The 25,220-nt window shown below is 69.0% G+C and carries 16 protein-coding genes; 10 read left to right on the forward strand and 6 right to left on the reverse strand.

What is annotated here, in order from left to right:
• Positions 1-16: 16 nt before the first annotated feature.
• The 5 genes from QHF84_RS16420 (at position 17) to QHF84_RS16440 (ending at position 6,824) form a co-directional block, all read left to right on the forward strand.
• Complete coding sequence (locus QHF84_RS16420) at positions 17-802, forward strand: sterol desaturase family protein (RefSeq protein WP_281314244.1); 786 nt, start codon at positions 17-19, stop codon at positions 800-802.
• A gap of 96 nt (positions 803-898) precedes the next feature.
• The gene (locus QHF84_RS16425; protein ID WP_281314245.1) at positions 899-4,390 is read left to right on the forward strand and encodes a protein kinase; all 3,492 of its coding nucleotides are present in this window, start codon (positions 899-901) and stop codon (positions 4,388-4,390) included.
• A 99-nt stretch (positions 4,391-4,489) separates the two neighbouring features.
• Positions 4,490-5,425, forward strand: coding sequence for an NfeD family protein (locus QHF84_RS16430; protein WP_281314246.1), 936 nt, complete (start codon positions 4,490-4,492; stop codon positions 5,423-5,425).
• A gap of 6 nt (positions 5,426-5,431) precedes the next feature.
• Positions 5,432-6,415: a flotillin-like protein FloA gene (gene floA / locus QHF84_RS16435; RefSeq protein ID WP_348652861.1), complete on the forward strand. Its 984-nt coding sequence runs from the start codon at positions 5,432-5,434 to the stop codon at positions 6,413-6,415.
• A gap of 4 nt (positions 6,416-6,419) precedes the next feature.
• The gene (locus QHF84_RS16440; protein WP_281314248.1) at positions 6,420-6,824 is read left to right on the forward strand and encodes a hypothetical protein; all 405 of its coding nucleotides are present in this window, start codon (positions 6,420-6,422) and stop codon (positions 6,822-6,824) included.
• A gap of 2 nt (positions 6,825-6,826) precedes the next feature.
• Here QHF84_RS16440 and QHF84_RS16445 read toward each other — a convergent pair whose 3' ends face one another.
• Positions 6,827-7,711, reverse strand: coding sequence for an SIMPL domain-containing protein (locus QHF84_RS16445; protein ID WP_281314249.1), 885 nt, complete (start codon positions 7,709-7,711; stop codon positions 6,827-6,829).
• Between the two features lie 240 nt (positions 7,712-7,951).
• Here QHF84_RS16445 and QHF84_RS16450 point away from each other — a divergent pair, with 240 nt between their 5' ends.
• Entirely contained in the window at positions 7,952-11,362 is a 3,411-nt protein-coding gene (locus tag QHF84_RS16450) for an ATP-binding protein (RefSeq protein WP_281314250.1), read from the forward strand.
• Positions 11,363-11,364: 2 nt separating this feature from the next.
• On the opposite strand, the gene QHF84_RS16455 is transcribed toward QHF84_RS16450, so the two are convergent.
• Positions 11,365-13,746, reverse strand: a complete 2,382-nt coding sequence (locus QHF84_RS16455) for a VCBS repeat-containing protein (protein ID WP_281314251.1) — start codon at positions 13,744-13,746, stop codon at positions 11,365-11,367.
• A gap of 184 nt (positions 13,747-13,930) precedes the next feature.
• Here QHF84_RS16455 and QHF84_RS16460 point away from each other — a divergent pair, with 184 nt between their 5' ends.
• Positions 13,931-15,727: an NYN domain-containing protein gene (locus QHF84_RS16460; protein WP_281314252.1), complete on the forward strand. Its 1,797-nt coding sequence runs from the start codon at positions 13,931-13,933 to the stop codon at positions 15,725-15,727.
• Between the two features lie 25 nt (positions 15,728-15,752).
• Positions 15,753-17,318, forward strand: coding sequence for a carotenoid oxygenase family protein (locus QHF84_RS16465; protein WP_281314253.1), 1,566 nt, complete (start codon positions 15,753-15,755; stop codon positions 17,316-17,318).
• Here QHF84_RS16465 and QHF84_RS16470 read toward each other — a convergent pair.
• The 4 genes from QHF84_RS16470 to QHF84_RS16485 form a co-directional block, all read right to left on the reverse strand.
• On the reverse strand, positions 17,307-18,149 hold the full coding sequence (locus QHF84_RS16470) for a hypothetical protein (RefSeq protein ID WP_281314254.1): 843 nt from the start codon (positions 18,147-18,149) through the stop codon (positions 17,307-17,309). The genes QHF84_RS16465 and QHF84_RS16470 overlap by 12 nt on opposite strands.
• Position 18,150: 1 nt before the next feature.
• Entirely contained in the window at positions 18,151-19,773 is a 1,623-nt protein-coding gene (locus tag QHF84_RS16475) for a PAS domain-containing protein (protein WP_281314255.1), read from the reverse strand.
• 107 nt (positions 19,774-19,880) lie between these two features.
• Positions 19,881-21,266, reverse strand: a complete 1,386-nt coding sequence (locus QHF84_RS16480) for a plastocyanin/azurin family copper-binding protein (RefSeq protein WP_281314256.1) — start codon at positions 21,264-21,266, stop codon at positions 19,881-19,883.
• A 146-nt stretch (positions 21,267-21,412) separates the two neighbouring features.
• On the reverse strand, positions 21,413-22,522 hold the full coding sequence (locus QHF84_RS16485) for a DUF4215 domain-containing protein (protein ID WP_281314257.1): 1,110 nt from the start codon (positions 22,520-22,522) through the stop codon (positions 21,413-21,415).
• A 68-nt stretch (positions 22,523-22,590) separates the two neighbouring features.
• Between QHF84_RS16485 and QHF84_RS16490 the strand changes: the two genes are divergently transcribed.
• Positions 22,591-24,699, forward strand: a complete 2,109-nt coding sequence (locus QHF84_RS16490) for a hypothetical protein (RefSeq protein ID WP_281314258.1) — start codon at positions 22,591-22,593, stop codon at positions 24,697-24,699.
• Positions 24,696-25,211, forward strand: coding sequence for a hypothetical protein (locus QHF84_RS16495; RefSeq protein WP_281314259.1), 516 nt, complete (start codon positions 24,696-24,698; stop codon positions 25,209-25,211). Before QHF84_RS16490 ends, QHF84_RS16495 begins: the two co-directional genes overlap by 4 nt.
• The last annotated feature ends 9 nt before the right edge of the window (positions 25,212-25,220 follow it).

Below are 25,220 nucleotides of genomic sequence, written 5' to 3' on the forward strand. Positions count from 1 at the left end.
CGCTACGGGTGGGAACATGCCCGACGTCCTTGCCCAGGCCTCCTTGCCCGAGCTGGCCTTGATCGTGCTCGCCTTCTTCGTGGGTTTGACGATCTTCAACGTGCCGATCGGGTTCGCGCTCGAGCGCCTGCTCCCGCATCGCCGCATTTTCGACGTCCCCCTCGCCGAGGGCCAGTACCGCTTCGAGCTCGTGGGAAACCTCGTCTTTCTCGCGGTCGTCGTGACGACGTTCACGGCGGTGCTTTCCTCGGGCCTCGTGCGCTTCGGCGAGACCTCGCTCCTCCGCGACGGCCTCACGTTCCTCGCGATGGGCGCGGGCTTTCAGGTCTATTATTACTTCCTCCACCGGGCCATGCATCACCGGGCGCTCGTGCGGTTTCATCGATGGCACCATCGCTCCCACGTGACGACGCCGCTCACGGGCCAATCGATGAGCTTCGTCGAGTCGTGCGCCTGGATGATCGGTTATGCCGGGATGCCGCTCGCCATGTCGTACGTCGCGCCGATCGGCTTCTGGGGCTGGGCTGCTTATCTCGTGGTCAACATCGGCGGCAACATCGTCGGGCACGCGAACGTGGAGATCACGCGCTCCATCACGGGCATCCGCTGGCGCTCGATCAACGCGAATCCGTTCGTGTATCACGCGCTCCACCACGCCCGCTGGACAGGCCATTACAGCTTCCAGTCCGCGATCATGGATCGGCTCTGCGGCACCGAATGGAAGGACTGGCCCGTCCTCCTCCAGCGCGTCATGGACGGTAAGCCCCTCCGCAGCCTCAAGGAGCGCGCCGAGCCGTCTTGACCCGGACGTCCGGGACCTCCCGGCGACTGAAAAAAGCACGACCACGCCGCTCGGCTCCCTCGTGCCGGCCAAACGCAAATCGGATAGTCTGCCCGCGTGCCGGCAAGCCCTCCCCTCGACAGGAACTCCACCGAGGAGCTCGAGATCTCGGACGCGGAGATCGCCTCCTTCCGGAACGCGCCGCCGCCGCCGCCGCCGCCCGCGGCGCGCCCCGCGCTCACCCCTGCCTCGCTCCCCGTCGTCCCGCGGACGGCGTACGCGGTGAGCGGCGTCTTCGCCGAGGGCGGGATCGGCCGCATCATGAAGGCCCGCGACACGCGGCTCGATCGCACCGTCGCCATCAAGGAGCTGCTCTCCACGGACGCGGCCGAAGCCGAGCGCTTCGTGTACGAGGCGATCATCACGGCGCGCCTCCAGCACCCCTCGATCGTCCCCGTGCACGAGGCCGGCCGCTGGCCGACGGGCGAGCCGTTCTACGCGATGAAGCTCATCACGGGCAAACCCCTCGGCGACGTGATGAACGAGGCGAACACGCTCGAGCAGCGCCTCGCCCTGCTCCCGCACCTGCTCGCCGTGGCCGACGCGATGGCGTATGCGCATAGCCAGCGGATCGTCCATCGCGACCTCAAGCCGGCGAACGTCCTCGTGGGTCGGTTCGGCGAGACCGTCGTCATCGATTGGGGCCTCGCGAAGGACCTGAACGACGAACTCTCCGAGCCGCTCTCCGGCAAACCCCGGCCGCTTGCCTCCGAGGAGAAATCGGTCAGCAGGAGCGCGCATTTGACGTCCGTCGGCGCGATCATGGGCACGCCCGCGTACATGCCCCCGGAGCAGGCCATGGCCAAACCCGTGGACGAGCGCGCGGACGTGTATGCGATCGGGGCGCTGCTTTATCGTGCGCTCTCCGGCGTGGCCCCGTATGACGTCCCGGGCGGGGACGTGATCGACGTGGCCCTCAAGGTCCTCGAAGCGCCGCCCGTGCCGCTCGCCGAACGGCAAAAAGGGATCCCCGAGGACCTGCTCGCCATCGTGGAGAAGGCGATGGCTCGCGACGCGGCGAAGCGATATCCGACGGCGAAGGAGCTCGCGGACGATCTGCGCCGTTTTCAGATGGGCCAGTTCGTCGCGGCACACACGTATTCGCGGGGCGAGATCGTCCGCCGCTTCATCAAGCGCCGGCGCACGCCGCTGCTCGTGGGCCTGGTCGGCGTCGTGGCGCTCTCGGTCGTCGGCGTCTTGAGCCTCACCCGCATCATCCAGGAGCGCAATCGGGCGCAGGCGAACGAGGTCGAGGCGCAAAGGCAAAAGGCCGAGGCCCAGGCGCAGCGCCTCGAAGCCCAGCAAAAGCAGACCGAGGCCACGAAGCGCGCCGACGAGCTCACGATCTCGCAGGCCCGCGGCCTCATGGATCGGGACCCGAGCCAGGCCATTGCGTGGCTGAAGACGCTCTCGCCGAAGAGCCCACGTTTCCCCGCGGCGCGAACGCTCGCGGCCGACGCGCTCGCGCGTGGCATCGGGAGGGTTTTCCGGGCGCACGCCGGCGGCATCAATGCGGTCACGTTCGCGCCCGACGGCCGCACCATTGCGACGGCGAGCGACGATCGCACGGTGCGCGTCTGGGACGTCGAAACGGGCACGCACAAAGTCCTCTCGGGCCACGGCGACGAAATCTGGGCCGCGGCCTTCTCGCCCGACGGAAAGCTCCTCGCCACGGGCGGCAAGGACAAATCCGTGCGGCTCTGGGACCTCGCGACGGGCACCTCGCGTGTCCTCGCGGGCCACGAGCAATGGATCACGAGCATCCGGTTCTCTGCGAACGGACGGTGGCTCACCTCGCAAGGCTTCGGCGACGGCGTCTTCCTCTGGGACGTCGCGGCTGGCACGGGGAAGCGGGTCGCCGTGAACACCGGCGTCGAATTGAGCCGCGGCGCGGTCTTTTCGGGGGACGGCCGCACGCTCGTCCTCATCGAAAAAGGAAAACTCGTCGTCTGGGACCTCGCGAGCGACAACAGCCGCAGTTTTTCCGGTCAATCCTCGGTCTGCTCCAGCATCGCGGTCTCGCACGACGGCATGTTCGTGGCCACGGGCGGCGTCGACGGCTCGATCAAGCTGTGGAACACCTCGAAGGGCGCGCTCCGCACGTTCCCCGGCCACACGAAGGAGGTCACGGCGCTCGCGTTTTTGCCGAATGGCACCGCGTTCGTCTCCGGCGCGAAGGACCGGGCGGTTCGTTACAACGATCTCTCGAACGGCGCGACCAGGCTGCTCGGCCAGTATGGCGGCGAGATCAAGACGCTCGCGCTCTCGCCGGACGGCAGCCGCGTCGCCGTCGTCGGGCAGGATCGCAACGTCGTCTTGTGGGACGTCGGCAATGGCCAGCGCCGCACGCTCGGCGGATTCCAGGACTGGCTCGGGCTCCACGGCGTCGCATTCTCGCCGGATGGAAAACGCCTCGCCGCGGCGGGGTTCGATCAAACGATGCGCGTGTGGGAGCTCGGCACGCAGATCGATCGTGTGGTCGGCGAGCACGACGGCGCGGCGACGACCGCGGCCTTCCTGCCCGACGGAAAACGCGTCGTTTCGGCCGCGGACGACGGCACGGTCCGCCTCTTCGACCTCGCCTCCGGCGCGCCGCAGATCGTCGATCGGCATGGCGCGAAGGTCAGCGATCTGCGGGTTTTTCCGGATGGAACCGCCGTCGCCTCCGCCGGCGAGGACGGCGCCGTGCGGATCGCCTCGCTCGGGGGCGAACCGCCCAAGGTCTTCCGGGGCCATTCGGGGCGTGTCGCGCGTATTGCCATTGCGCCTGACGGCAAACACCTGGCCTCCGGCGGCGCCGACAAGAAGGTCCGGCTCTGGGACGTCGCGACGGGACAAGCCGAGGTCCTCTTCGAGCACGAAAAACCCGTCGAGACGCTCGCGTTCTCGCCCGACGGCGCGGTCCTCGCGACGGGCAGCGCCGACAAGACCGTTCGCATTTATCGATTCGCGACGAAAGAAGCGAAGACGCTCGGCACCTACGAGCGCCCGGTCCGCGCCGTGGCGTTCTCGCCGGATGGGAAGACGCTCGCTTCGGGCAGCGCCGACCATACGATCGGGCTCTGGGACCTCGCGACCGGCCAGGGTCGGGTCATCGACGCGAGCGGCAACGGCGTCACGCAAATCGTATTTTTCCCCGACGGCGCCACGTTCGCTTCGCTCGGCTCGGAGCCCTCGGTGCGGCTCTGGGAGACGGCCACGGGCAAACCCCGGGAGATCCTGCGCGGCCACGGAAAAACCGTGGAGAGCATTTCCGTCTCTCCCGACGGAAAACGTATCGCCTCGGCGAGCCTCGACGGCAGCGTCCGCATCTGGGACCTCGAAAGCCACGAGGACCGGCCGCTCGCCGGGCATGCGGGCGGCGTCTCGTTCGTCGCATTCTCGCAGGACGGCCGCGCGCTCGTCTCGGCGGGCCAGGATCGAACGGTGCGGCTCTGGGGCGACGACCTGCCCTCGGACGAGCCGGGCCTCCGGGCCTGGCTCGACGCGGCGACGAAGGACGTCGTCCACCTGGACGATCGCCCGGCGTCGCCCGAGCCCACGCGCTGACACGCATTCCCCCTTCCGCTGCGCCCCGGGAGCCCTAGCCTCACGGCGGGGGTTTTCGTGGCGAATCGTGCCTCGTCTCGGCGTCGCGTCTGGGTCCTCGTGCTCGCTCTCTGGGCGATGCTGCTCTGCGCGTTCGCGCGCGGGCAAGCGGCGCGGCCCATCGTCCATGTCGCTCCGATTCACGCCGAAATCGATGGTGGCCGCGCGCCGCACGTGCAGCGCGCCGTAAGCGAGGCCGAGCAAGCCGGCGCGACCGCGTTCGTCCTGGAGCCCAAAGCGCGCGGCCGCGACCTCCTGGCCGAGCGTGGTTTGTCCGACGCGGAGATTCGCACGGCCACCCCGAACTGGGCGGAAAAGCTCGTGTGGTTCTCGACCTCGCCCGTCGGCGGCGCGCTCCTGCTCGGGTTCGGCTTGATGGGTCTCTTCGTGGAGATCCACACGCCCGGGTTTGGCGCGCCAGGCATTCTTGGGCTCGTGTGCCTGACGCTGTTTTTCTGGTCGCACGCGCTCCTCGCGCTCGTGGGCTGGGAGGAGCTCGCGCTCGTGGGCGGTGGAATCGTGCTCCTCTTGCTTGAAATTTTCGTGATTCCAGGGTTTGGCCTGGCGGGCGTCCTCGGCGTCGCGGCCTTGCTCACGGGGCTCGGGATGAGCTTCGTCGGACCGGGCGCGACCACGGCGGACGTGATCCATGCTGCGGCCGAGGTCGCCGCCGCGCTCGTGGTCACGTTCGTCGGGGCGGCGCTCCTTTTGCGGGTCCTCCGTCGATTGCCGTTCGGCCGCAGCCTCGTCCTCGAAGCGGGACATCCCGCGCGGGCGCTCCCCTTCGAGGGCTCGCCCCTCGACGCGATCCTGCCCGGCGACCTCGGCACGGCGGCCTCGCCGCTCCGGCCCTCGGGCATCGCGGAGATCACGGGCGCGCGGGTCGATGCGCTCTCCGAGGGGGAATACATCCCCGCCGGCACGCCGATCGAGGTTTTGCGCGTGGAGCAGAGCTACGTGGTCGTGCGGCGGGCCGGCGAGAAAGAAAAAGGGTGAATGGCCATGTTCGGCGTGGAGCTCGGGATCATCGGGATCGTCGGCCTCGTGCTCGTGGGCCTGTTCGTGGTCCTCTATCTGATCCCCTTGCCGCTGTGGATCGCGGCGTGGGCTTCGGGGGCGTACGTGGGGCTGTCGTCGCTCGTGGGCATGCGGTTTCGCCGGGTGCCGCCGGGCGTCGTCGTGAACGGGCGCATCAGCGCGGTGAAGGCCGGGCTCGACGTGTCGACGAACGACCTCGAAGCGCATTACCTCGCGGGCGGCAACGTGACGCGCGTGGTCAATGCGCTGATTTCAGCCGACAAGGCCAACATTCATCTCCCGCTCAAGCGCGCCGCCGCGATCGACCTCGCAGGGCGGGACGTGCTCGACGCCGTCAAGATGTCCGTTTTGCCCAAGGTGATCGAGACGCCGCGGGTCGCCGCGGTGGCGAAGGACGGCATCCAGCTCATCGCGATTGCGCGCGTCACGGTGCGGGCGAACCTCGATCGGCTCGTCGGCGGCGCCGGGGAGGAGACGATCATCGCGCGCGTCGGCGAGGGCATGGTGAGCACGATCGGCTCGGCCGCGACGCACAAGGAGGTCCTGGAAAACCCCGATCACATCTCGAAAAACATCCTCGCGCGGGGGCTCGACGCGGGGACGGCGTTCGAGATTCTGTCGATCGACATCGCGGACGTGGACGTCGGCGCGAACATCGGGGCGAAGCTCCAGATCGACCAGGCGAACGCGGACAAACAGATCGCGCAGGCGAAGGCGGAGGAGCGGCGCGCGATGGCCGTGGCGCTGGAGCAGGAAATGCGCGCGCGGGTCGTGGAGGCGGAGGCGGACGTGCCGCGCGCGATGGCCGAGGCCTTCCGGTCGGGCAACCTCGGCATTCTGGACTATTATCGGATGCGAAACATCGAAGCGGACACGGCCATGCGCAATTCGGTCGCGAACGACGTATCGAGCGACGTGAGGCCGGCGATCGGGCAAGGACGAAGGTGAGGCCGTGGAAGGGCTCGTCTCGCTGCTCGTCGTGATCGTGCTTTTGATGGTGCCGATCCTGCCGGCGCTCCTCCTGCAGGCCACCCGCAAAGCGCAGCAGCGCGCCGCGCTGAGGCTCGCGGAGCAGCGGCGAGCACGCGTGGGAATGGCGCCGATCGTCGGGCTCCCGTCGCCGTCGCACCCCCTGCCCGAGCGCCGATCGATGGTGGAATATCGCTCGCTGGAGGAAATCCCCGCGCGACCGGTCTCGCTCGAAGAGACGCTCGGCGGGCCCTCGACCCCGCTCGACGCGCCGGTGGCGCCGCCGCCGCGCCGACGCACGTCCCGGGTTCTTCTAGAAAAACCCGAGGACGTGCGCCGTGCGATCCTGCTAGGCACCCTGCTCGGCCCGCCGCGCGGCGCCGATTGAGATCACTCGGCCGGGGCCGACTCGGGCGTCTTCGTGATGGGCTTGATGCCGAAGATGACCTCGATCGAGGTCGAGTACGTCACCTCGCCCATCGAGAGCGGCGGGCCGCCGCCGCCCCACTTCGCCTCGGCCGTCGCCATCATCGGCATCGGGCCGATCGGGCCGCGACCGATGACCTCGCTCACGCTGATCACCGGCCCGAGCTCGAGCCCCGAGAGCTTCGCCAGCGCCTCTGCCCGCGCCTTCGCGTCCGCGATCGCCTTCTCCCGCGCCGTCGCTTCGAGGGCCTTCGTCTCGTCGATCCCGAAGCTCACGCTCCACACGTTGTTCGCCCCCGCGTCGACCGCCGCCTGCAAAACGCGGCTCGCCTTCGACACGTCGCGGATCGTGACCTCCACGGTGTTGCTCACCCGGTATTTCACGGACGGCTGCGGCGGCGGCGCCACGGGGGCCGCGGCCGGCGCCGCCGCCGCGGCGGCCTTTCCGCCCTTCGGCGCGGGCGCGGCCTCGGGCACGGGCATGGGCATGGGCACGGGCATCGGCCCCTCCATGAAGGGCCGCTCGACAGAGATCGAGAAATTCGCCGTCTGGATGTCCTTCTCCTCGATCCCGAGCTTCTTCAGCGCGTCGAGGATCGCCTTCATCCGCGCGCTCGTCTGGTTCATCGCTTCCTCGACCGTCGGCGCCGAGGCCTCGACGCCGAGGCTCGTCCGCGCGATGTCGGGTTTGCCCTGGGCCTCGCCATGGCCGACGACCGTGATGTGACGGACCGCCTCCTGCGAGGCGCGCGCGCCCCAGCCGCCCCCATGATGCGGACCGCCGCAGCCGATGAGCCCGAACGAGGCGGGGACGAGCAAGACGAACGCGAGCACGGAACCGAAGCGCATACGAAAGATCCTCCTAACGAGGTAGATAACGCGGGACGACCGCCCAACTTACAGGCGGCCGCCCCGACTCTGGCAGATGGTCCGGCGGGTGTCGAGTTCTCCCATTGTTCCCGAGACCGCTCGATCCGAGTGGAAGGGTTCATGCAACAGGGTTGAATCGTCAGCCCCGCGCGCAATGTTCGTACCCGACACGCACGGGCGCCGCCGAGCGGCGACACACGAGCGCCGCGAAATTGCACCATGCTAGGGCGATCCAAGCACCACGAGCGAAGACAGCCTCCGTACCCGGGCGTCGAGGAACGAAACGGTGGTTCCTGCGCGCAAGCTGCCGCCCGGGCGGGCAGGCCCGATTTTCGCGCGCTCTTCGAGTCCGCGCCCGAGAGTTACCTCGTCCTCGACGCGGACTTCCGGATCGTGGCCGCGAGCGACGCTTTCCTGCGGACGAGGCTGGTCTCGCGCGAGGCGATCGTCGGCCGGGGGCTCTTCGAGGTGTTTCCGGACAACCCGGACGATCCGAACGCCACGGGGTCACGCAACCTCCGCGCCTCGCTCGAGCGCGTCTTTTCGACGGGCGTCGCCGACACGATGGCCGTGCAGAAGTACGACATTCGCCGGCCTGCGTCGGAGGGCGGGGGCTTCACGGAGCGGTACTACAGCCCGACGAATACCCCGGTCCTCGACCGGAACGGGACGGTCACGCACGTCATTCACCGCGGCGAGGACGTGACCGAGTTCGTGCTCTTGAAGAAGCTCGGCGGCGAGCAGAGCCGGCTCGTCGAGGAGGAGCGGACGCGCGCCGAGCGGATGGAGGAGGAGCTCTACCACCGGGCGCAGGAGATCCAGCGAACCAACGAGCAGCTACGTATCGCGAACGAAAAATTGAGCCGCCTCGACGAGCTCAAGACCCGCTTCTTCTCCAACGTGAGCCACGAGTTCCGCACGCCGCTCACGCTCATGCTGGGGCCGGTCGACGAGCTGCTGCGCGGCGCGCACGGCGGGCTCGACGACGAGCAGCGGCGCGAAATCGAGGTCGTCCGGCGCAACGCGCGGCGCCTGCTCAAGCTCGTCAATACCTTGCTCGATTTCTCCAGGATCGAAGCGGCGCGCCTCGAGGTGGCCTACGAGCCGACCGATCTCGCGACGCTCACCGCGGAGCTCGCCAATACGTTCCGCTCGGTCGTCGAGCGCGCGGGGCTCGAGCTCGTCGTCGATTGCCCGAGGCTCCCCGAGCCGGTCTACGTCGACCGCGAGATGTGGGAGAAGATCGTCCTCAACCTCGTCTCGAATGCCTTCAAGTTCACGTTCGAAGGGACGATCGAGGTCTCGCTGCGCTGGGCCGGCGATTGCGTGAAGCTCTCGGTCCGCGATACCGGCACGGGCATCCCCGAGGAGGAGCAGCCGCGGCTCTTCGAGCGTTTTCATCGTGTGCAGCGCGCCCGCGGGCGCACGTTCGAGGGCTCCGGCATCGGCCTCGCGCTCGTCCGCGAGCTCGTGGGGTTTCACAAGGGAACGGTCTCCGTCACGAGCACCGTCGGTCGAGGCAGCACGTTCACGGTCAGCATTCCGGCCGGCGCGGCGCACCTGCCCGCCGAGCGCGTCGGCGCCGAGCGCGAGCTCGGGCTTTCCGTGACGAACGCCGCCGCTTTCGTGGAGGAGGCGGAGCACTGGATCGCGGCGCCCGTGCGGGTCGCGAGCGAGGGCCCGCCCTCCGTGCAGCACCCCGCGCCCGGGGGGGACCGCGCGCGTGTGCTGCTCGCCGAAGACAATGCCGACATGCAGCGCTACATCCGCCGCCTGCTCGAACCGTACCACGACGTCGAGGCGGTCTCGGACGGGCTCGCGGCGCTCTCCCATGCCCGCGCCCATGTGCCCGATCTGATCCTCACCGACGTGATGATGCCGGGCCTCGACGGCTGCGCCCTCGTTCGCGAGCTGCGCGCCGATCCGCGGACGCAGACCATACCCGTGGTGATGCTCTCGGCCCGCGCCAGCGAGTCGGCGCGCGTGGAGGGAGCCGCGCTCGGCGCCGATGATTACCTGGTCAAACCTTTTTCGCCGCGGGAGCTTTTGGCGCGGGTCGAGGCGCGAATCGAGCTGTCGCGGCTGCGCCGGCAGGTGGCGAAGGAAACCGAGCGCCTGCGCGAGAGCGAGCAGCGCTTCCGCACGCTGGCCGACAACGCGCCGGTCATCATCTGGATGACGGACGCGACCGGCGCGTGTCATTACATCAATGCGACCTGGAAGCGGATCACGGGCCAATCCGAGGAGGAGGCGCTCGGCACGGGCTGGCTCGACCTGCTCCACCCCGAAGATGGCCTGCGGGTCGGGAAGATCTTCGAATCTGCCGTGGCCGCCCACGAGCCCTTCGACTTCGAGTATCGGCTGCGCATGCCCGACGGCTCGTACCGGTGGTTCCTCGATTACGGCATCCCGCGGCGCGGCGAGGACGGCAGCTTCCTCGGCCACATCGGCTCGTGCACCGACATCACCGCGCGCAAGCAGGCCGAGGAGATGCAAGCCGAGGCGGATCGGCGCAAAGACGAGTTTCTGGCCATGCTCGCGCACGAGCTCCGAAATCCCCTCGCGCCGATGCGCATGGCGCTGCACATCATCCGCGCGCGGCATGCGAATGCGGCGACGGATCGGCACCTGCAGATCCTGGAGCGCCAGACCGACAACCTCGCGCGCCTCGTCGACGACCTGCTCGACGTCTCGCGCCTGACCCGCGGCAAGATCGAGCTTCGCAGGGAGCGGCTCGACGTCGCGACCGTGGTCTCGCGCGCCGTCGACGCGACACGCGGGCTCATCGAGGGGCGGCACCACACGCTCACGATCGAGCAGCCGGACGAACCCGTGCCCGTCTTCGCGGACGCCGTTCGCCTGGAGCAGATCCTCGTCAACTTGCTCACGAACGCGGCGAAATACACCGATCCGGGGGGGCACATCACCCTGCGCGTGACGCAGATCGGGGCGCAGGTCGAGCTCTGCGTGCACGACAACGGCGTGGGGATCGCGCCGAACATGCTCGACCGCGTGTGGCACATCTTCGAACAGGCCGAGCGCACGCTCGATCGGGCCCAGGGCGGGCTCGGGATCGGGCTCTCCATCGTGCGCCGCCTGGTCGAGATGCACGGCGGGACGGTGGAGGCGCAGAGCCCTGGTCTCGGGTTCGGCAGCACGTTCCTCGTGTGGCTGCCCGTCGCGCCGGAGGTGCCGGCGCTCGCCGAGGCCGCGCCTTCGCAGCCGGCGAGGAGTGTCCCGACAAACCATGTGCATCCAGGCCGGAGGCTCCGCGTCCTCGTGGTGGACGACAACGTCGACGCCGCGAACATGATCGGCGAGCTCGTGCGGGACCAGGGCCACGACGTGCGGATCGTCCATGATGGGCTGAGCGCGCTCACGGCCGCGAGCGAGCAGCGCCCCGACGTCGTGTTCCTCGACATCGGATTGCCCGGCATGGATGGCTACGAGGTCGCCCGGCGCCTGCGCGCCTCGGGGCAGAGGCCGGCCAGGCTCATTGCATTGACGGGGTATGGCCAGGACTCGGACCGACGCCTGTCCGCGGCGGCCGGCTTTACGCAGCACCTCGTGAAGCCGGCCCAGCCCGACGTGGTCCTGGGGCTGCTCGACGCGGCCTCGGCCGCCGCCTGAGCTTACTTCGGTGAATTGCAGGCGCCGCTCGCCGAAGCGGACACGTTGTTGTCGGTGCGGCACTCGGTCCAGGCCGGATGGGGGACGTTCGTGTCGTCGACGACGGCGTAGATCGGCGCAGTCCCGTTCATGACGTCGCCGGGCGCATTGGCGAGCGGGAGCAGGACGGACTCGGACTCCGCGGGATAGAGCACCTTCGAGGTCGTGCCCTGCCCGAGGAGCTCGCCATTGGGGTGGTTTCCCTTGTAAAACCCGACGACGACGCCCGCGGGCAAGGACGCCTCCCCCACGTTGCGCACGATCGCGACGAGCCCGTACGGCCCGAAGCAAACGGGCGCGAGCGAGACGACCGCATCCGGCGCGGCAAACTCGCTGCCCGGCTGCTTGTTCTGGCGGAAATTGTTGAGGCCGGGCTGGAGGTAGTTCGGCAGCTCCTTCGTGGGGATCGTCCCGTCCTCCTCGACGTTCGTGATGTGGTAGGCGTGCTCGTTCCACACCCGCCGCGTGCGCACCCACTTGCCCGAGGTGTCGCCGAAGATCCGCACGCCCGATTGCGCGATGCTCGCGCCGTCGTCGCATTGCAGGCTCGCGCTCGCCTGCCCATAAGCGTTCGACACGGCCACGATGTCGGCGTGCCCGTCGTTGTCCACGTCCGCCACGACGGGATTCTCGATCAAGGTCGCGGTCGTGTTGCACCGCTCCCAGAGCACGTTCCCGGTCGGCCCCTCGTACACGCGGAGGCGCTGCTGATCCGAATAGACGACCTCGGCCTTGCCGTCGCCGTCGAAATCGAAGACCGTGCTGCCCGTCGAGGCGCTCGAACAATCGGACGTCTGCTTGATCCACAAGAACGCCTCGGGCCCGGGCACGGCCGCGTCGACGAGCTTCTTGCCGTCGAGCACCGCATACCCCACGCCGCCGGCCATCGCCACGTCCGGCGTCCCATCCCCATTGAAATCGGCGATCGTGGGCGGGCCCCCGCCGTGCGTGTTGCCCCAGCTCCCCGCGGGGCAGAGCGAGGGCGAGAGCGTGCCATTGATGTCGAGCGCAGGACGCACGATCGTGAATTTGCCAGGCGCCGCCGCGTCGTACCGCCACACGACGAGCGCGTGGTTCAGGTTGTCGACGACGACCACCTCGGGTTTGCCGTCGGCGTCGAAATCGGCCACGGCCGGCCAGGGGCTCTTCCAGTCCTGCGTCGCGTAGAAGCTGCTCTGGTTCGCCGTGCCCGTGTCGAGCACGAGCATGCCGCTCGCGTCGAAGACCTGGCTGCCCGTCACGATGTCGAGCACGCCGTCGCCCGTCACGTCGCTCACGACGAACGAGCTCGAAAGCTGCGTCGAGAACGAGGCCTTCACCGCGCCCGTCGCGCCGTCGAGGATGCCGCCCTCGACCACGACCTCCACCGTCCCGTCGCCGTCGAGGTCCGCGACCGTGGGCATGAAGCAACGCATCGGCGGCGTCGCCCAGAGCAAGCTCCCATCACCTTTCAGCACGCGCACGCCCGCGTCCGCGCCCTCGGCGCACGCGACGACCTCGTTCCCCGCCGCGCCGTCGACGTTGCCCGCCGCGAGCTGCTTCGTCGGGTGAATGCCGGTCGCGGACCACTTCTCCACGACCTGCCCGCCCACGATGCTGATCGCGTGCAGGACCCCAGCGCCCTGGTAGTTGCCGCCCGTGAAGGTCGCGAACACGATCTCCGGGATGTCCTTCGCCGTGATCTTCCCGTCGCAGTCGTCGTCGTCGAGCTCGATCACGATCGGCGACATCATCACGTCCGTCGCGAAGGGCGAAGAGAGCTGACCGCCCCAGGCGAACTTGAGCTCGGGCGCGAACGTCGACGCCGCCGGCTTGTATTGACAGGACTCGAGGCACGTGAGCGGATCCCCCGGCTTCGGCGGGGGCATGCCCGGCGCGCACGTCGGCGGCCTCGGCAGACACTTGCCCGAAGGCACCTGCGCTCCGCCCATGCACCCCGCGTCCACGCCGCCGTCCATGCCCTGCGGATCGCCGAGCGAGAACTCGCAATATTCGCCGGCCGCGCAGTCGCCCGACTCGGCGCAGCTCGCCCCCGGCGTCACGCACTTCTGGAACGAGCAGACCTGACCGCCCCCGCAACACGCGTCGCCGCACGCGAGCTCCACCGCGCAGCACACGCCGCCCGCGCAGACGCCGCCGTCACACGCCTCGCCGGTCGGGCAGCTCCCCGCGTCGAAGAGCGGCTCGTCGCCGCCCGTCCCCGTCGACGACGATCCGCCCATGCCGCCCGTCCCGGTCGTGCTGCCCGAGCCCCCTGCGCCCGTTCCGCCCGAGGACGACGAGCCGCCGTCGCCGCACCCTTGACCCACCGCCGCGAGCAGCGCCGCGGTCGAAGAAGCAAGCACCAAGAACGTAAACCGTCGTCGCATCCCTGGAGGAATTGCACTGCGACGCACGGGCGTGAAGGGCAAATCTCTGACGCTTCCCCTTCCAGGCTCCGGTGATGCCCGAGATCAGCGTCGGGGTTCGCTTGACCAACCTCGTCACCCCATCCTAGGCTCGTGGTCCCGGATCGTCGGGGGGAACTCCATGCCTCAAGCCGAGCGGATCAGGACCGCGCTTTTCGTCGATTTCGACAACATTTACCTCGGGCTCCATCGGGTGGATCCGGAAGCGGCGGAGGTCTTCGCCACCGAACCCACGCGCTGGCTCGCGTGGATGGAGCGGGGCCTCATCGCCAAGGCGCAGAGCAGCGAGTCAGGCGGGACGCCCCTCTCCGTCCTCGTCCGCAAGTGCTACCTGAACCCGAAGACGTTCCACAAGTACCGGCCGTACTTCACCCGCGCCGCGTTCGAGGTCGTCGATTGCCCGCCGCTCACGTCCCTGGGCAAGACGAGCTCCGACATCCGCATGGTGATGGACATCCTCGACACGCTCGGACACCCGACGCGCTTCGACAAGTTCGTCATCATGTCCGGCGACGCCGACTTCACGCCCGTGCTCCTCCGGCTCCGCGCCCACGACCGGCGCACCGTGGTCGTGGCCGTCGGGTACGCGGCCTCGGCATACACCGCCGCGTGTGACAGCCTCATCACGGAAGACCGGTTCATCGAGGAGACGCTGCGCGTCCCCGGCGATGGCGAAGGGTTCGAGCCGCCGGCGATCTCGCCGCCGCAGCGCGAGCGGTCGTTCTCGATGTTCCCCTCGGCCTCGATCATGCCCCCGCCGGCGTCGCTGCCCGCGGGCGACGCGGGCGCGGAGCTGCTCTTGCAGATGGCGGCGGCCGTCGTGGGCGCCGCGCGCGCGGCCGGGAGCCTGCCCGCCGCGAGCCTGCCGCGCGTCTACCGCCGCTTCCACGAGTTCTCCGCGGCGAGCGACTGGCTCGGCTTCAAGAGCCTGCGGGCCCTCACCGAAGAGCTCTGCCGGCGCGACACCCGCCTGCGCATCGTCGACGACGAGGCCGAGAGCTGGCGCGTCACGACCGACCTCCCGCCCGCGCCGTCGCTCGCCGCGCCCACGGCGCCCACGCAGGCCCTCGTCCCGCCGCCGCCGCCGGTGCCCATGCCGATGTCGAGCCCGGCGCCGAGCATCCCGCTCCCGTCGACCCCGAACCCGAGCATCCAGCTCGCGACCGCGATCGAGCCCTCGCCCGACACGCTCGCGCGCCCCTCGGATCTGCGCGCCGAGATCGTCCGTGTCCTGCGCGACTACGTGTCGAGCTCGCCGCGACCCGTGACCATGGCCTCGGCCTCGCAGGAGGTCATCCGGCGGCTCGGCAACGTGGTCGTCGACAGCCGCTGGGCCGGGACCGGCAGCTTCAAGGACCTCTTGCTCCACGCGGGCAACCCGGGGTTCGTCGTGCACACGGCGAGCCCCGGACACCTCTACGATCCCACCCGGCACGAGCCTCCGGAGGCCGAGAGCGAGGACTGGCCGCCGCCCTCGCGCGACGAGTTCGGCGTGCTCCGGCGCGTGCACGAGATCACGGGCGTGCCCGTCCTCCGGCCGCCGGAGTTCGGCCTGCTCTTCAAGACAATCGCGGACATCCTCGGCAAGAACTCGTTCCAGGTCACGGCGACCTCGAAATCGGTACGTGACGCCCTGCTCGCCGAAGGCCATTCCGTGTCGCGATCGGCCGTGACGTTCGTCCTGCGTGGCATCATGTACGGCGGGCTGCCGCTGCACGAGGCGCCGAAACCCTGGGGCGCGCGCCTGCTCGCCGAGGCGTTCCAGCGCAACGTGCTGGCGATGTGCGAGGACGCCGAGCTGAACCTCTCCACGGCGGAACGCGCGGCGATCGAGCGCTGGCTCATCGGCGCCACCGAAGATGTGCCCGTCGCGGAGACGACCGACGTGAGCGGGACGGCGCAAGAAGCCAAAGCGTGAGCCTCGAATCCAAAGAGTGTTTTCCATGGGACTCGCCGAAGACCTCCTCCTCGCGCTCGACAAGAAGAGGCCGAGGCCCCGCGCCTTCCGGCCGAACCCTTACCTCGAAGGCAATTTCGCGCCCGTCGGCCGGGAGAGTGATGCGCCGTCGCTCGACGTCCTCCGGGGCGAGGTCCCGCGGGATCTCCGGGGCACGCTCTACCGGATGAGCCCCGGCCCCCGGTTCGAGCCGCCGAACCCGGACCTTTATCATTGGTTCGACGGCGACGGGATGATCGACGCGTTCGTGCTCGAGGACGGCCGCGTCTCCCACAAGAATCGCTGGGTTCGCACGGAAAAACTCGCCCTCGAAGAGCGCGCCGGCCACGCGCTGTTCGGCGGGATCCGCGACCTCGCGCTCTCGACGACGATCGAGGGCTGGCTCGCGCTCGGCTTCTCCGGGACGGAGCTCCTCGCGATGCAGGCGCAGGCGCTCCTCGGCAAGGGGCCGAGCGAAGAGCAATTCGAGCGCATCCTGCGCGCCGTCGACCGCAGCAACACGAGCATCCAGCACATGGCCGGCCGGCTGCTCTCGCTGGTCGAGGGCTCGCCGGCGCACGAGATCGACCCGATCACGCTGGCGACGAAGGGCCGCTTCGATTTCGGCGGCGCCGTGCGATCCGGCAAGGGCGGCATGGTCGCGCACCCCAAGATCGAGCCGGGCACGGAGACGATTTACACGTTCGGCTACTGGGGCGGACGCGGGGGGCTTTCGTATCACGTGTTCGGAAAGGACGGCTCCGTGCGGCTCTCGCGCGACATCGAGGCGCCGTACCCCGCCATGATGCACGATTTCAGCGTGACCGAGACCCGCGCGGTCTTCTATCACCTGCCGGCCGTGCTCCACATGGACGACATGAAGAGCCCGAACACGATCCGCTGGCAGCCCTCGCGCGGCGCGCGGCTCGGCGTGGTTTTACGGGACGACCCCGCGGCGCCCGTGCGCTGGTACGAGATCCCGCCCTGCTACGTGTTCCATCCGATGAACGCGTTCGACGACGGGAACGCGGTCGTCCTCGACATCGTCCGTTATCCCCGCTTGCCGCTCTTCGATCCGGGCGGCGAGACCATGAACCCGAACATTGAAGAATACCCGCCGGGCTTGCTCGTGCGGCTCCGGCTCGACCTCGACACCGGCAGCATTCGCGAGACCGTCCTCGACGACGCGCCCTGCGAGTTCCCCGTGGTCGACCCGCGCTTCGCGACGCGCCGCCATCGGTATGGCTGGGTCGCGGCGCGGATCGCCCCGACGTGCGGCCGCGGCATCATGAACGCGATCGGCCGCGTCGATTTCGAGACCGGCGAGGTTCGATATCGCAACCTCGGTCGATCGACCTACACGAACGAGGCGCTCTTCGTCCCGCGCACGGAAAATGCGCCCGAGGGGGATGGGTATCTGATCACCACGGTCTACCACGCCGACGAGGGCGTAAGTGACCTCTTGATCCTCGACGCGACGAACCTCGACGCCGAGCCCGTCGCCGTCGTCCGCGCCCGCCAGCGCGTTCCCTTCGGCTTCCACGGCACGTGGGTGCCCGCTTCAGCCGGATAACGCGCCCCAGAGCTCGCAGAGCTTTTCCGTCGAGAGATCGCCCCGATACTCCTCCGGATCTCTCCCCTTCCCCGCCTCGAACGCCCGTACGCAGCGCATGGCCGTGGCCGCCCCGACCCGGGTGATCCGGACAATCTCCTCGATGGACAAACCTTTCTGGTGCAGCCGGACGACGAGGTGGGGCCGCCCTTTTTTCGTCCGCGCCGGCTCGATCGTGAATCGATAGGGCCGCCCGAGAAAGGCCCGCCGTTCGGGCGTCGCGCCCTTCTTCAAGGTCAAACCCACGCGCGGCGAATCGAAGACCTCCGCTGCGCCGCCCTGGGGATCCTCGTGGGCGAGGTACAGCGGCGAACCCTTCCGCGGATCGATCGAGCCGTCGAACGAGCCCGCGAGCGCCGCGACGCTCTCCTTGCCGGTCCGCGAGAGCACGTGATCGACACACGTGCACGACCCTTCGATCAGGGTATCGCTCGCCGGATCCACGAGGCTGCGAATCAGAATGCCGACGTAGGTATCGGGCCTGCGCCCCATCGCGATGTCGACGCCCTTGTACGTCCCGCCCTTGTACGTCCCGCCCTGCCGATGAAAATACCAGACCCCGGAGTTGACCTGGATCGGATCCCGATGCGCGAACGGATCCTCGTGCCCGGGTCCGTACCAGTAAAACTCGATTTCGGCCAGGCGGTAGGATGATCCGGCGACGAACAGCGTCGCGTGATTGAGCAGGAGCTGCGCCGCCCGGCAAAAGGCCTGCGCGTACTCTGCGTCCGGATCGCCCGGCCCGGGCAACATCGATGCGAGGACGGGCGTCAGCGGGGCCGGGCTCGGCATATCACGTCCTCGGGCTCGGCCGCCCCTGGCCATTGCCTGGTTTCGCGGCGTGCCGGCGCTTTCGCCCCTCCGCCGCCGCCCGCATGCCCGCTCGGAGGTCCGCGTACGTCACGAGCGCGCCGAAATCGACCCCGAGGTCCACGATCGTACGCGCCACGTCCGGAGACACCCCCACGAGCGCGGTCTCCGTGCCGAGCAAACCGGCCGCGCGCGTGGCCCGGAGGAGCTGCTCGGCCACGGAAGCGTCGATCGAGGGCACGCCCGTGATGTCGATGAGCACCGTCTCCGCCTGGTGATGCTGGATTCCCGCGAGCAGCGCCTCCATGAAATGCTGCCCCCGCGCCTCGTCCATCTGCCCCACGAGCGGCGCCACGAGCACGCCCTGCGAGAGCGGCAAGAGCGGCGTCGAGAGCTGCCGGACGAGCTCCATCAGCTTCGTCTGCGTCTCGAGCAGCACGAGCTCGCGCCGCTTCGCTTCCTCGGCCGATTTCCGGTCCGTGATGTCCTCGCTCATTCCGATCAGAAAGAGCGGCTGCCCCGCCTCGTCGTACAGCGGGATTTTGCGGGTATGGCAAAGGCGCAGGCCCGCGTCGTGGGTCGGGACCTCCTCCTCGGGGATGTCCACGATGACACGACCCTCGAAAACGGCCCGATCGGCCGCGGTGAACTCGTCGGCGGTTGCCTTCGGAAAAATCTCGTGATCGGTGTGCCCGATCCAGCCGACCGACGACCAGAGGCGCTCTTCCATGTATTTGTTGATGTGGACGTACCGGAGATCCTTCGCTTCCTTGATGAAGATCATCATCGGGATGTTGTCGAGGATCGAATCGAGGAACTGCGACGTGCTCCGGAGCGATTGCTCGATTTCACGTCGCTTCGTGACGTCCTCGAAGATCGCGCCCACGCATTGCCCCGAGAGCGGGAAGGCCTTGATCGCCCAGGAGATGTCCCCGCCCGTCTTCTCGTCCGTCACCGCGTAATCGATGTCGACGGTCTTCCTCTCGTGGACGACCTCGAGATATTGGTCGATGAGCCCTTTTTGCCGCGGGACGCTGGTGACCTCGTCGAGCAGCTTGCCCACGAATTTCGCCGTGGGCCTTTGCGTGAGCTGCTCGGCCGCGGGATTTCCATAGACACAGCGCAGCCCCGACTCGCCGCCATTCGATTCTTCCAGCCGGTAGACGTAGAGCCCGAGCTGCATGGCCTCGACCACCTCGGCGCAGCGCGCGCGGTGCTCCTCCTCGGCCGTACGCAGGCGCACCCGCACGAGCGCGCCGCGGCCGCCGTCGACCGCACATGCAATCGCGAGCAGCGAGCTGCCCGGGGCCCCGAGGTCGAGCTCGAGCCGCTCGCGCGCCCCCGCGAGCACGTCCTCGATCCCCCGCGCGGCCGCGAGCGCCGCGCCGTCGAGCACGCTCGTCGGCAGGAGCCGAAACGCGCCATGACGCTCGAAGAACGGCAAAAATCGCGCGCCCTCCTCCGAGGCGAACAGGCGGTCCATGCGCGGGTTCGTGAGCCGAACGCGGCCGCGGCCGTCGACCAGCGCCGTCGCGTCGTCGAGGACCGAGAGCAGGAGATCCGGGTGGATCGAGAACGAGGCTGGCGCTCCGTCGGGGGTTGCCATGACTTTACCAGGGACGATAACACGACCCGGCAAGTTGGGCGACGGCGCGCGCGAAGCGGCGGGCACGCCTCGGACGAGGGCGCCCGCACTTCTGCGTCATCTCGCTGTCACGGAACGACGAACACCGCGCCGTTCATGCCGAGCGTCGCGTGCGGCACGCAGTAGAAGGGATACGTGCCCGGCGTCGACAACGTGAAGTCCTGCGACGTGCCCGAGTTCGTCACCGGGACGAACGGGCCGCTCGCGGCGGGCGTGGCCACGCCGTTCGCGACTTCGCCGCCCTGCAGCGGATGGCTGGAGAACGTACCCGAGAACGTCACGACCGTCCCCGCCTTCACCTTGATGCACTTCGGGTTGTAGGAAAGGCCGCCGAACGTCACCGTCGTCGCCGTCTCGGCGGTGAGATCCGTCGCCGACGCGGGCGTGCAACCATTGACGCTGGCCACGCACTGGCCGCCGTTGCAGATCCCGCTCTGGCATTCGTTGTCGGCCGAGCAGGCGCCGCCATTGCACTTCAGACAGGTCGCGCCGCCGCAATCGACGCCGGTCTCGTCGCCGTTCTGGATGCCATCGTTGCACGAGGGGGGCGCCACGCACTGGTTTCCGACGCACACGTTGCCGTTCATGCAATCGCCGTCGACGTTGCACACGACGCACGCGCCCATGGCGCTGCAGACCGAGCCGCCGGACTCCATGCACGCCGTCCCCTCCATGAGGGGGGTATACTCGGGCGAACCATTGTTGCAGGTGTCCGTCGTGCAGGACTTCCCGTCGTCCGGGAGGTCGAGGTCGTCGTTCTCGACCATCGCGGCGCCATTACCGTCGCAAACGTGCTTCTTGCAGTCGCCGACCACTTCCTTTGAGGTCGGCGTACCGGCCATCTTGGCTTCCACGCCGCACATGCCACTCGTGCACGCCGCCTGCTGGCACTCGTTCTGCGGGGTCGGACAATCGGCCGCCGTGAGGCAGACGCCCATCATGCCACCGGCGCCGCCCGTGCCGCCCATTCCACCGGCGCCACCCATTCCGCCAGCGCCGCCCATACCGCCGACGCCCATGCCACCAGCGCCGCCCATGCCACCGGCGCCGCCCATGCCACCGGCACCGCCCATGCCACCGGCACCGCCCATGCCACCGGCACCGCCCATGCCACCGGCACCGCCCATTCCACCAGCGCCGCCCATTCCACCGGTACCGCCCATTCCGCCGGTACCGCCCATTCCGCCGACGCCGCCCATGCCACCGGTACCGCCCATGCCGCCGACGCCGCCCTCGCCGCCGACGCCGCCCGTACCGCCGGTCCCGCCGCCGACGCCGCCCATGCCGCCGGTCCCGCCGCCGACGCCGCCCTGGCCGCCCGTACCGCCCGGGCCCGTCGTGTCGATCTGTGCGCGGTCGACGGTCGCGATGAGCTCGCAGCCCGAAGCGAGAGAAACGAGCCCCGCGGCGGCCAGCACCGCGCCGGTCAGGATTTTTGCGTTCTGCATCTTCATGACATGCCTCGAAGGGTAAAAGTCATCCGCGCGGCCGCCGAGCGGCCTGGGCGGCAACGCAATTGACAAACTTTCACGCGCCTGTCAAGGATCTTGCGCGACGAAAACGTTGCAACTCCCACGGTTCGCACCGAGGGGATTTTTGTTCAATCGGTGGATTTGCAATCCGCCGCGCACCCGTCGAAGCCCACGACATTCCCGTCGTCGCACACCTCCCCCGCGTCGAGGATTCCATCTCCACACGCAGGAATCGTGCAATCGAGACGACAGGCAGAGGGTACGTCGCGCGAGACGATCCGAGCCGTCGCGGTGCGATCGAGCACGATCGTCTCGCCACTCCCGTCCACCCATTCCCAGCGATCGATCCCCTGGAGAAAGCTCGGCACGACGTCGATCACCCACGCGCCCGGCGAGAGCAGGCCCGAGAGCGCGCCGCCGTCCGTGTTGCCGTCGAACTGCCACGCGCCGTGCGCCGTCGTCGTGTCGAGCAGCGAGAATTCCGCCTTGGCGTCGTCGGAGACCGCGACGAACGTGCCCGCAGGCAAGCCGAAAAACGTGAGCTCGACGCGCGCCTCGGGCTGGATTTCTCCGCTCGCGTTCTTGTCCACGCCGTGGATCGTGACGAGCCCGAGGAGGCCCTTCGGCGTGACGTCACGATACAGGAAAAGCTTGCTCGCCCCGAGTTCCTCGAACCCCGTGTGCGCGCTGGCCGAGCCGTAGTCGTAAAACGAGACGAGCGGCATGGGCCGCGTGACGGGCAGGACGTGCCGCGCGAGCGCACCTTGCAGGAGCAAAAAAGCCGGGCTGTCGGCGTTCGCCGCGCCCGCGTCGCAGGCCTCCACGCCCGCGTGCACGAAACCGTCGCCGCACGTCGCCGGCAAGCAACGCGTGGGGCAATCGTCCGTGTCGATGCCATTGCCGTCGTCGCAAATCTCGCCCGGCTCGACGATACCATTGCCGCAACTCGGCAGCGCGCAGTTCGCCGTGCAGCCGTCCCCGGAGACCTGGTTTCCGTCGTCGCAGGCCTCGACGAAGGCCCGGACGATGCCGTCGCCGCAGCGCGCGAGGGCGCAACCGGGGACACACGCGTCGGTGGCGACCTCGTTGTGATCGTCGCAGATCTCGCCGGGATCGAGGATCCCGTCGCCGCAAAAAGGATCACGCCGCTCGGCCTCCGGGCCGAAAAGCGTGCTGCGCGCGCCACACGCGGCGGCGAGGCCGAGGAGCGCGACGACGGCGAGACCACGTGCGTGCATGCGAGCGACCCTACCACGATCGCTGCGCCTCTTGCCGCGCGCGCGGCGCTCCGATAAAGCTTTTCCTCGTGGGAGGACCTGACCTTCGCCTTCGTTTGGCCCTGGCGATCGCGATCGCCTCGCCCCTCGCTTGCTCGTCGCCCAAGGACACGCCCGATGCCTCGGCGCCCGCGCCTTCGGCTTCACAAGCCGCCGTCGCGCCGCCCGCGACGAGCGCCGCGCCCACGCCGTCGAAGCCACTTTCGCCGGCCGAACGTCAAGGCAGCGTGATCGCGCGGAGCCCAAAGGGCGATGCGCTCTTCGTGGCAGACGAGGATCACAAGGTCCTGCGTAAAATCCCGCTCCCGCTCGCGCCGGGCGCGTCTGCGACCGAAGTGCCGCTCCTCGGCGCGCCGGCCCAGGTCCTGCCGATCGACGGCGCGGTGCTCGTGACGATCCGCGATCCGGGCCTGCTCCTCGTGCTCAAACCCGACGCGTCGGGCGTGCTCGGCGAGGCGAGCCGCGTCGCATTGCCTGCGGACGCGTGGGGCCTCGCGGCGACGGCGGACGCGCGGCATGCGTTCGTGACGAGCGCGTGGACGCATACGGTTTCAAAGATCGATCTCGCGGCCGGAAAGGTCGTGTGGTCGGCGGACGTCGCGCGTGAGCCGCGGGGCATCGCCGTGCTCGGCAGCGGCGAGATCCTCGTGAGCCACCTCGTGGGCGCGGACGTGACGCACATCGGCGAAGAATCGGGCGCGCCGGTCGTGAAGACGATCGGCGTGATGCCTTCGCCCGTGCGCGCGCCGTCGGGCAAAAAGCTCCACGCGTCGCTCGGGTATTCGCTCGTGACCTCGCCCGACGAGGGACGGCTCTTCGTGGCGCGGCACGCGGTGGGCGCGCTCGCGCGGCGCTCGTGGTTCGGGCAGCCGACGGTGGATGTCGTGCTCCTGCCCGGGAAAAATGGCCGCACGGCGCCCGAGCAGCTCGCCGCGACGCACGTGGGCGGATTGCCCTCGCAAAAGAGCCGGGTCGCAGATTTGACGATGACCGCGGATACGCCGGTGTCCATCCCGGGCCGCGACAAAGGCCCGTTCACGCAGCCGCGCGCGATGGTCTACCGCGCGAAATCCGACACGTTGCTCGTCGCGGGCGAGGGCGACGACGTGGTCGCGGAGCTCGACGCGGTCGCGCTCGATCCGACGCTGGCGATCGTGCGTATCTTCCAGGTGGGCCAGAAGTACGACCCGGGATACGGCGCTGCGGGTGAATGCGGCGCGCCCGCGGGCATCACGCTCTCGGCCGACGAGGACACGGCGTACGTGTTCTGCCGCTCGACGTACGACGTCGTCGCGATCGACCTCGCTGCAAAGGCGCCCGTCGATCCCATCGTGCGGGATCGACAAACCCTCGTGCACCTCGCCGACGACACGCTCTCGGCCGAGGCGCAAAAAGGGCGACGGCTCTTCTACAACGCGACGGATCCCATTCTGAGCGGCGGCCTCGGCTGCGCGGGTTGTCATCCCGAGGGGCGCGACGATGGGCACGTCTGGCACGAGGCGACGTTCGACACGATCGACGGTCTGCACACGAACTTCGTGGGCGTGTACGAAAACATCCCCGATCTCGCGAAGACAAAAGGTTTTCCGCGACGAACCCCGATGCTCGCGGGCCTCGTGAACGCGGCGGGGCCTTATGGATGGCACGGCGAGAGCCCGGACCTCGGCGCGCGCATCACGGCCGGCATGGGCCTGCATCGCTGGGGCGGCATGCCGCAGAACATCGGCGGCGCCGCGGTGGGGCGCGCCTCGCTCGTCGCCGCGTTCGTGCGCGAGGGCCTCGTCCCGCCGCCGCGGGAAAACCGCGAGCTCACCGACAAGGAAAAACGCGGCCGCGAGCTTTTCCTCAACAAGGGCACGAAATGCGCCCACTGCCACGTGCCGGAGACGCAATACACGGATCGCACGCCGTATCCGCTGAAGCGCTTGCCGCCCGTGAGCGGCTTCGAGGACGAATCGAAGCAGGAATTCAAGACGCCCTCGCTCCGGTTCGTCGCCGGAAGGGCGCCTTATTTCCACGACGGCCGCGTCTCGACGCTCGAAAAGCTCGTCGAGCTGAACGGTGATCGCATGGGGAACACGAGCCACCTTCCCGCCGAGGACCGCGAGGCCCTCATCGCCTTCCTGAAGACCTTATGAGCCGCGCCCGGACCCTCGCCGCCCTCACCTTCCTCGTGCTCTTGCCGGCCGCCAAGGCCGATCCGCCGGCACCGGCGAACACGAACGAGGAGGAAAAACCGATCGATTTCGAGCCAATTCCCGTCGAGGAAGGCACGCCGAAGCCGCCCACGCCGGCCGAATGGCAAAACGCGACGCGCGTGCGCATCACGCGCAAGGGCCCGCGCGCCGAGAACTGCCGGGCGTGGCGGGCGCGGGGCTGGATCAAGGTCCATTGCGATACGCAGACCACGGCGGCCTCGCTCGTCGGCGGCACGAACCGGGGCGTCTCGCTCTGGATGCCCGAGCCCAAGGAGGGCGTTCCGGCGCCCCAGGCAGGCCAGGTCATGTTCCCGATCAAGCCGGGCGATCGGCGGATCTTCGAGCTGTTTTCGTTCGGCGAGACCTACGGCGGCTCCATGGTCTCCCCTGGGCTCATCCTGCAAGAGCACTGGATCGAAGGGGAGCCGGCGCCGACCCTCGTGCTGCGTTGACAAACCGTT

This window comes from Polyangium sp. y55x31 (genome assembly GCF_029946505.1).
Lineage (GTDB): Bacteria > Myxococcota_A > Polyangia > Polyangiales > Polyangiaceae > Polyangium.

Bases quoted from the DNA above. Each gene is read 5' to 3' on its own strand.
- QHF84_RS16420 (WP_281314244.1), top strand. From the start codon at position 17: ATGCCCGACGTCCTTGCCCAGGCCTCCTTGCCCGAGCTGGCCTTGATC.
- floA (WP_348652861.1), top strand. From the start codon at position 5,432: ATGTTCGGCGTGGAGCTCGGGATCATCGGGATCGTCGGCCTCGTGCTC.
- QHF84_RS16445 (WP_281314249.1), bottom strand. From the start codon at position 7,711: ATGCGCTTCGGTTCCGTGCTCGCGTTCGTCTTGCTCGTCCCCGCCTCG.
- QHF84_RS16450 (WP_281314250.1), top strand. From the start codon at position 7,952: ATGCTAGGGCGATCCAAGCACCACGAGCGAAGACAGCCTCCGTACCCG.
- QHF84_RS16460 (WP_281314252.1), top strand. From the start codon at position 13,931: ATGCCTCAAGCCGAGCGGATCAGGACCGCGCTTTTCGTCGATTTCGAC.
- QHF84_RS16465 (WP_281314253.1), top strand. From the start codon at position 15,753: ATGGGACTCGCCGAAGACCTCCTCCTCGCGCTCGACAAGAAGAGGCCG.
- QHF84_RS16470 (WP_281314254.1), bottom strand. From the start codon at position 18,149: ATGCCGAGCCCGGCCCCGCTGACGCCCGTCCTCGCATCGATGTTGCCC.
- QHF84_RS16475 (WP_281314255.1), bottom strand. From the start codon at position 19,773: ATGGCAACCCCCGACGGAGCGCCAGCCTCGTTCTCGATCCACCCGGAT.
- QHF84_RS16480 (WP_281314256.1), bottom strand. From the start codon at position 21,266: ATGAAGATGCAGAACGCAAAAATCCTGACCGGCGCGGTGCTGGCCGCC.
- QHF84_RS16485 (WP_281314257.1), bottom strand. From the start codon at position 22,522: ATGCACGCACGTGGTCTCGCCGTCGTCGCGCTCCTCGGCCTCGCCGCC.
- QHF84_RS16495 (WP_281314259.1), top strand. From the start codon at position 24,696: ATGAGCCGCGCCCGGACCCTCGCCGCCCTCACCTTCCTCGTGCTCTTG.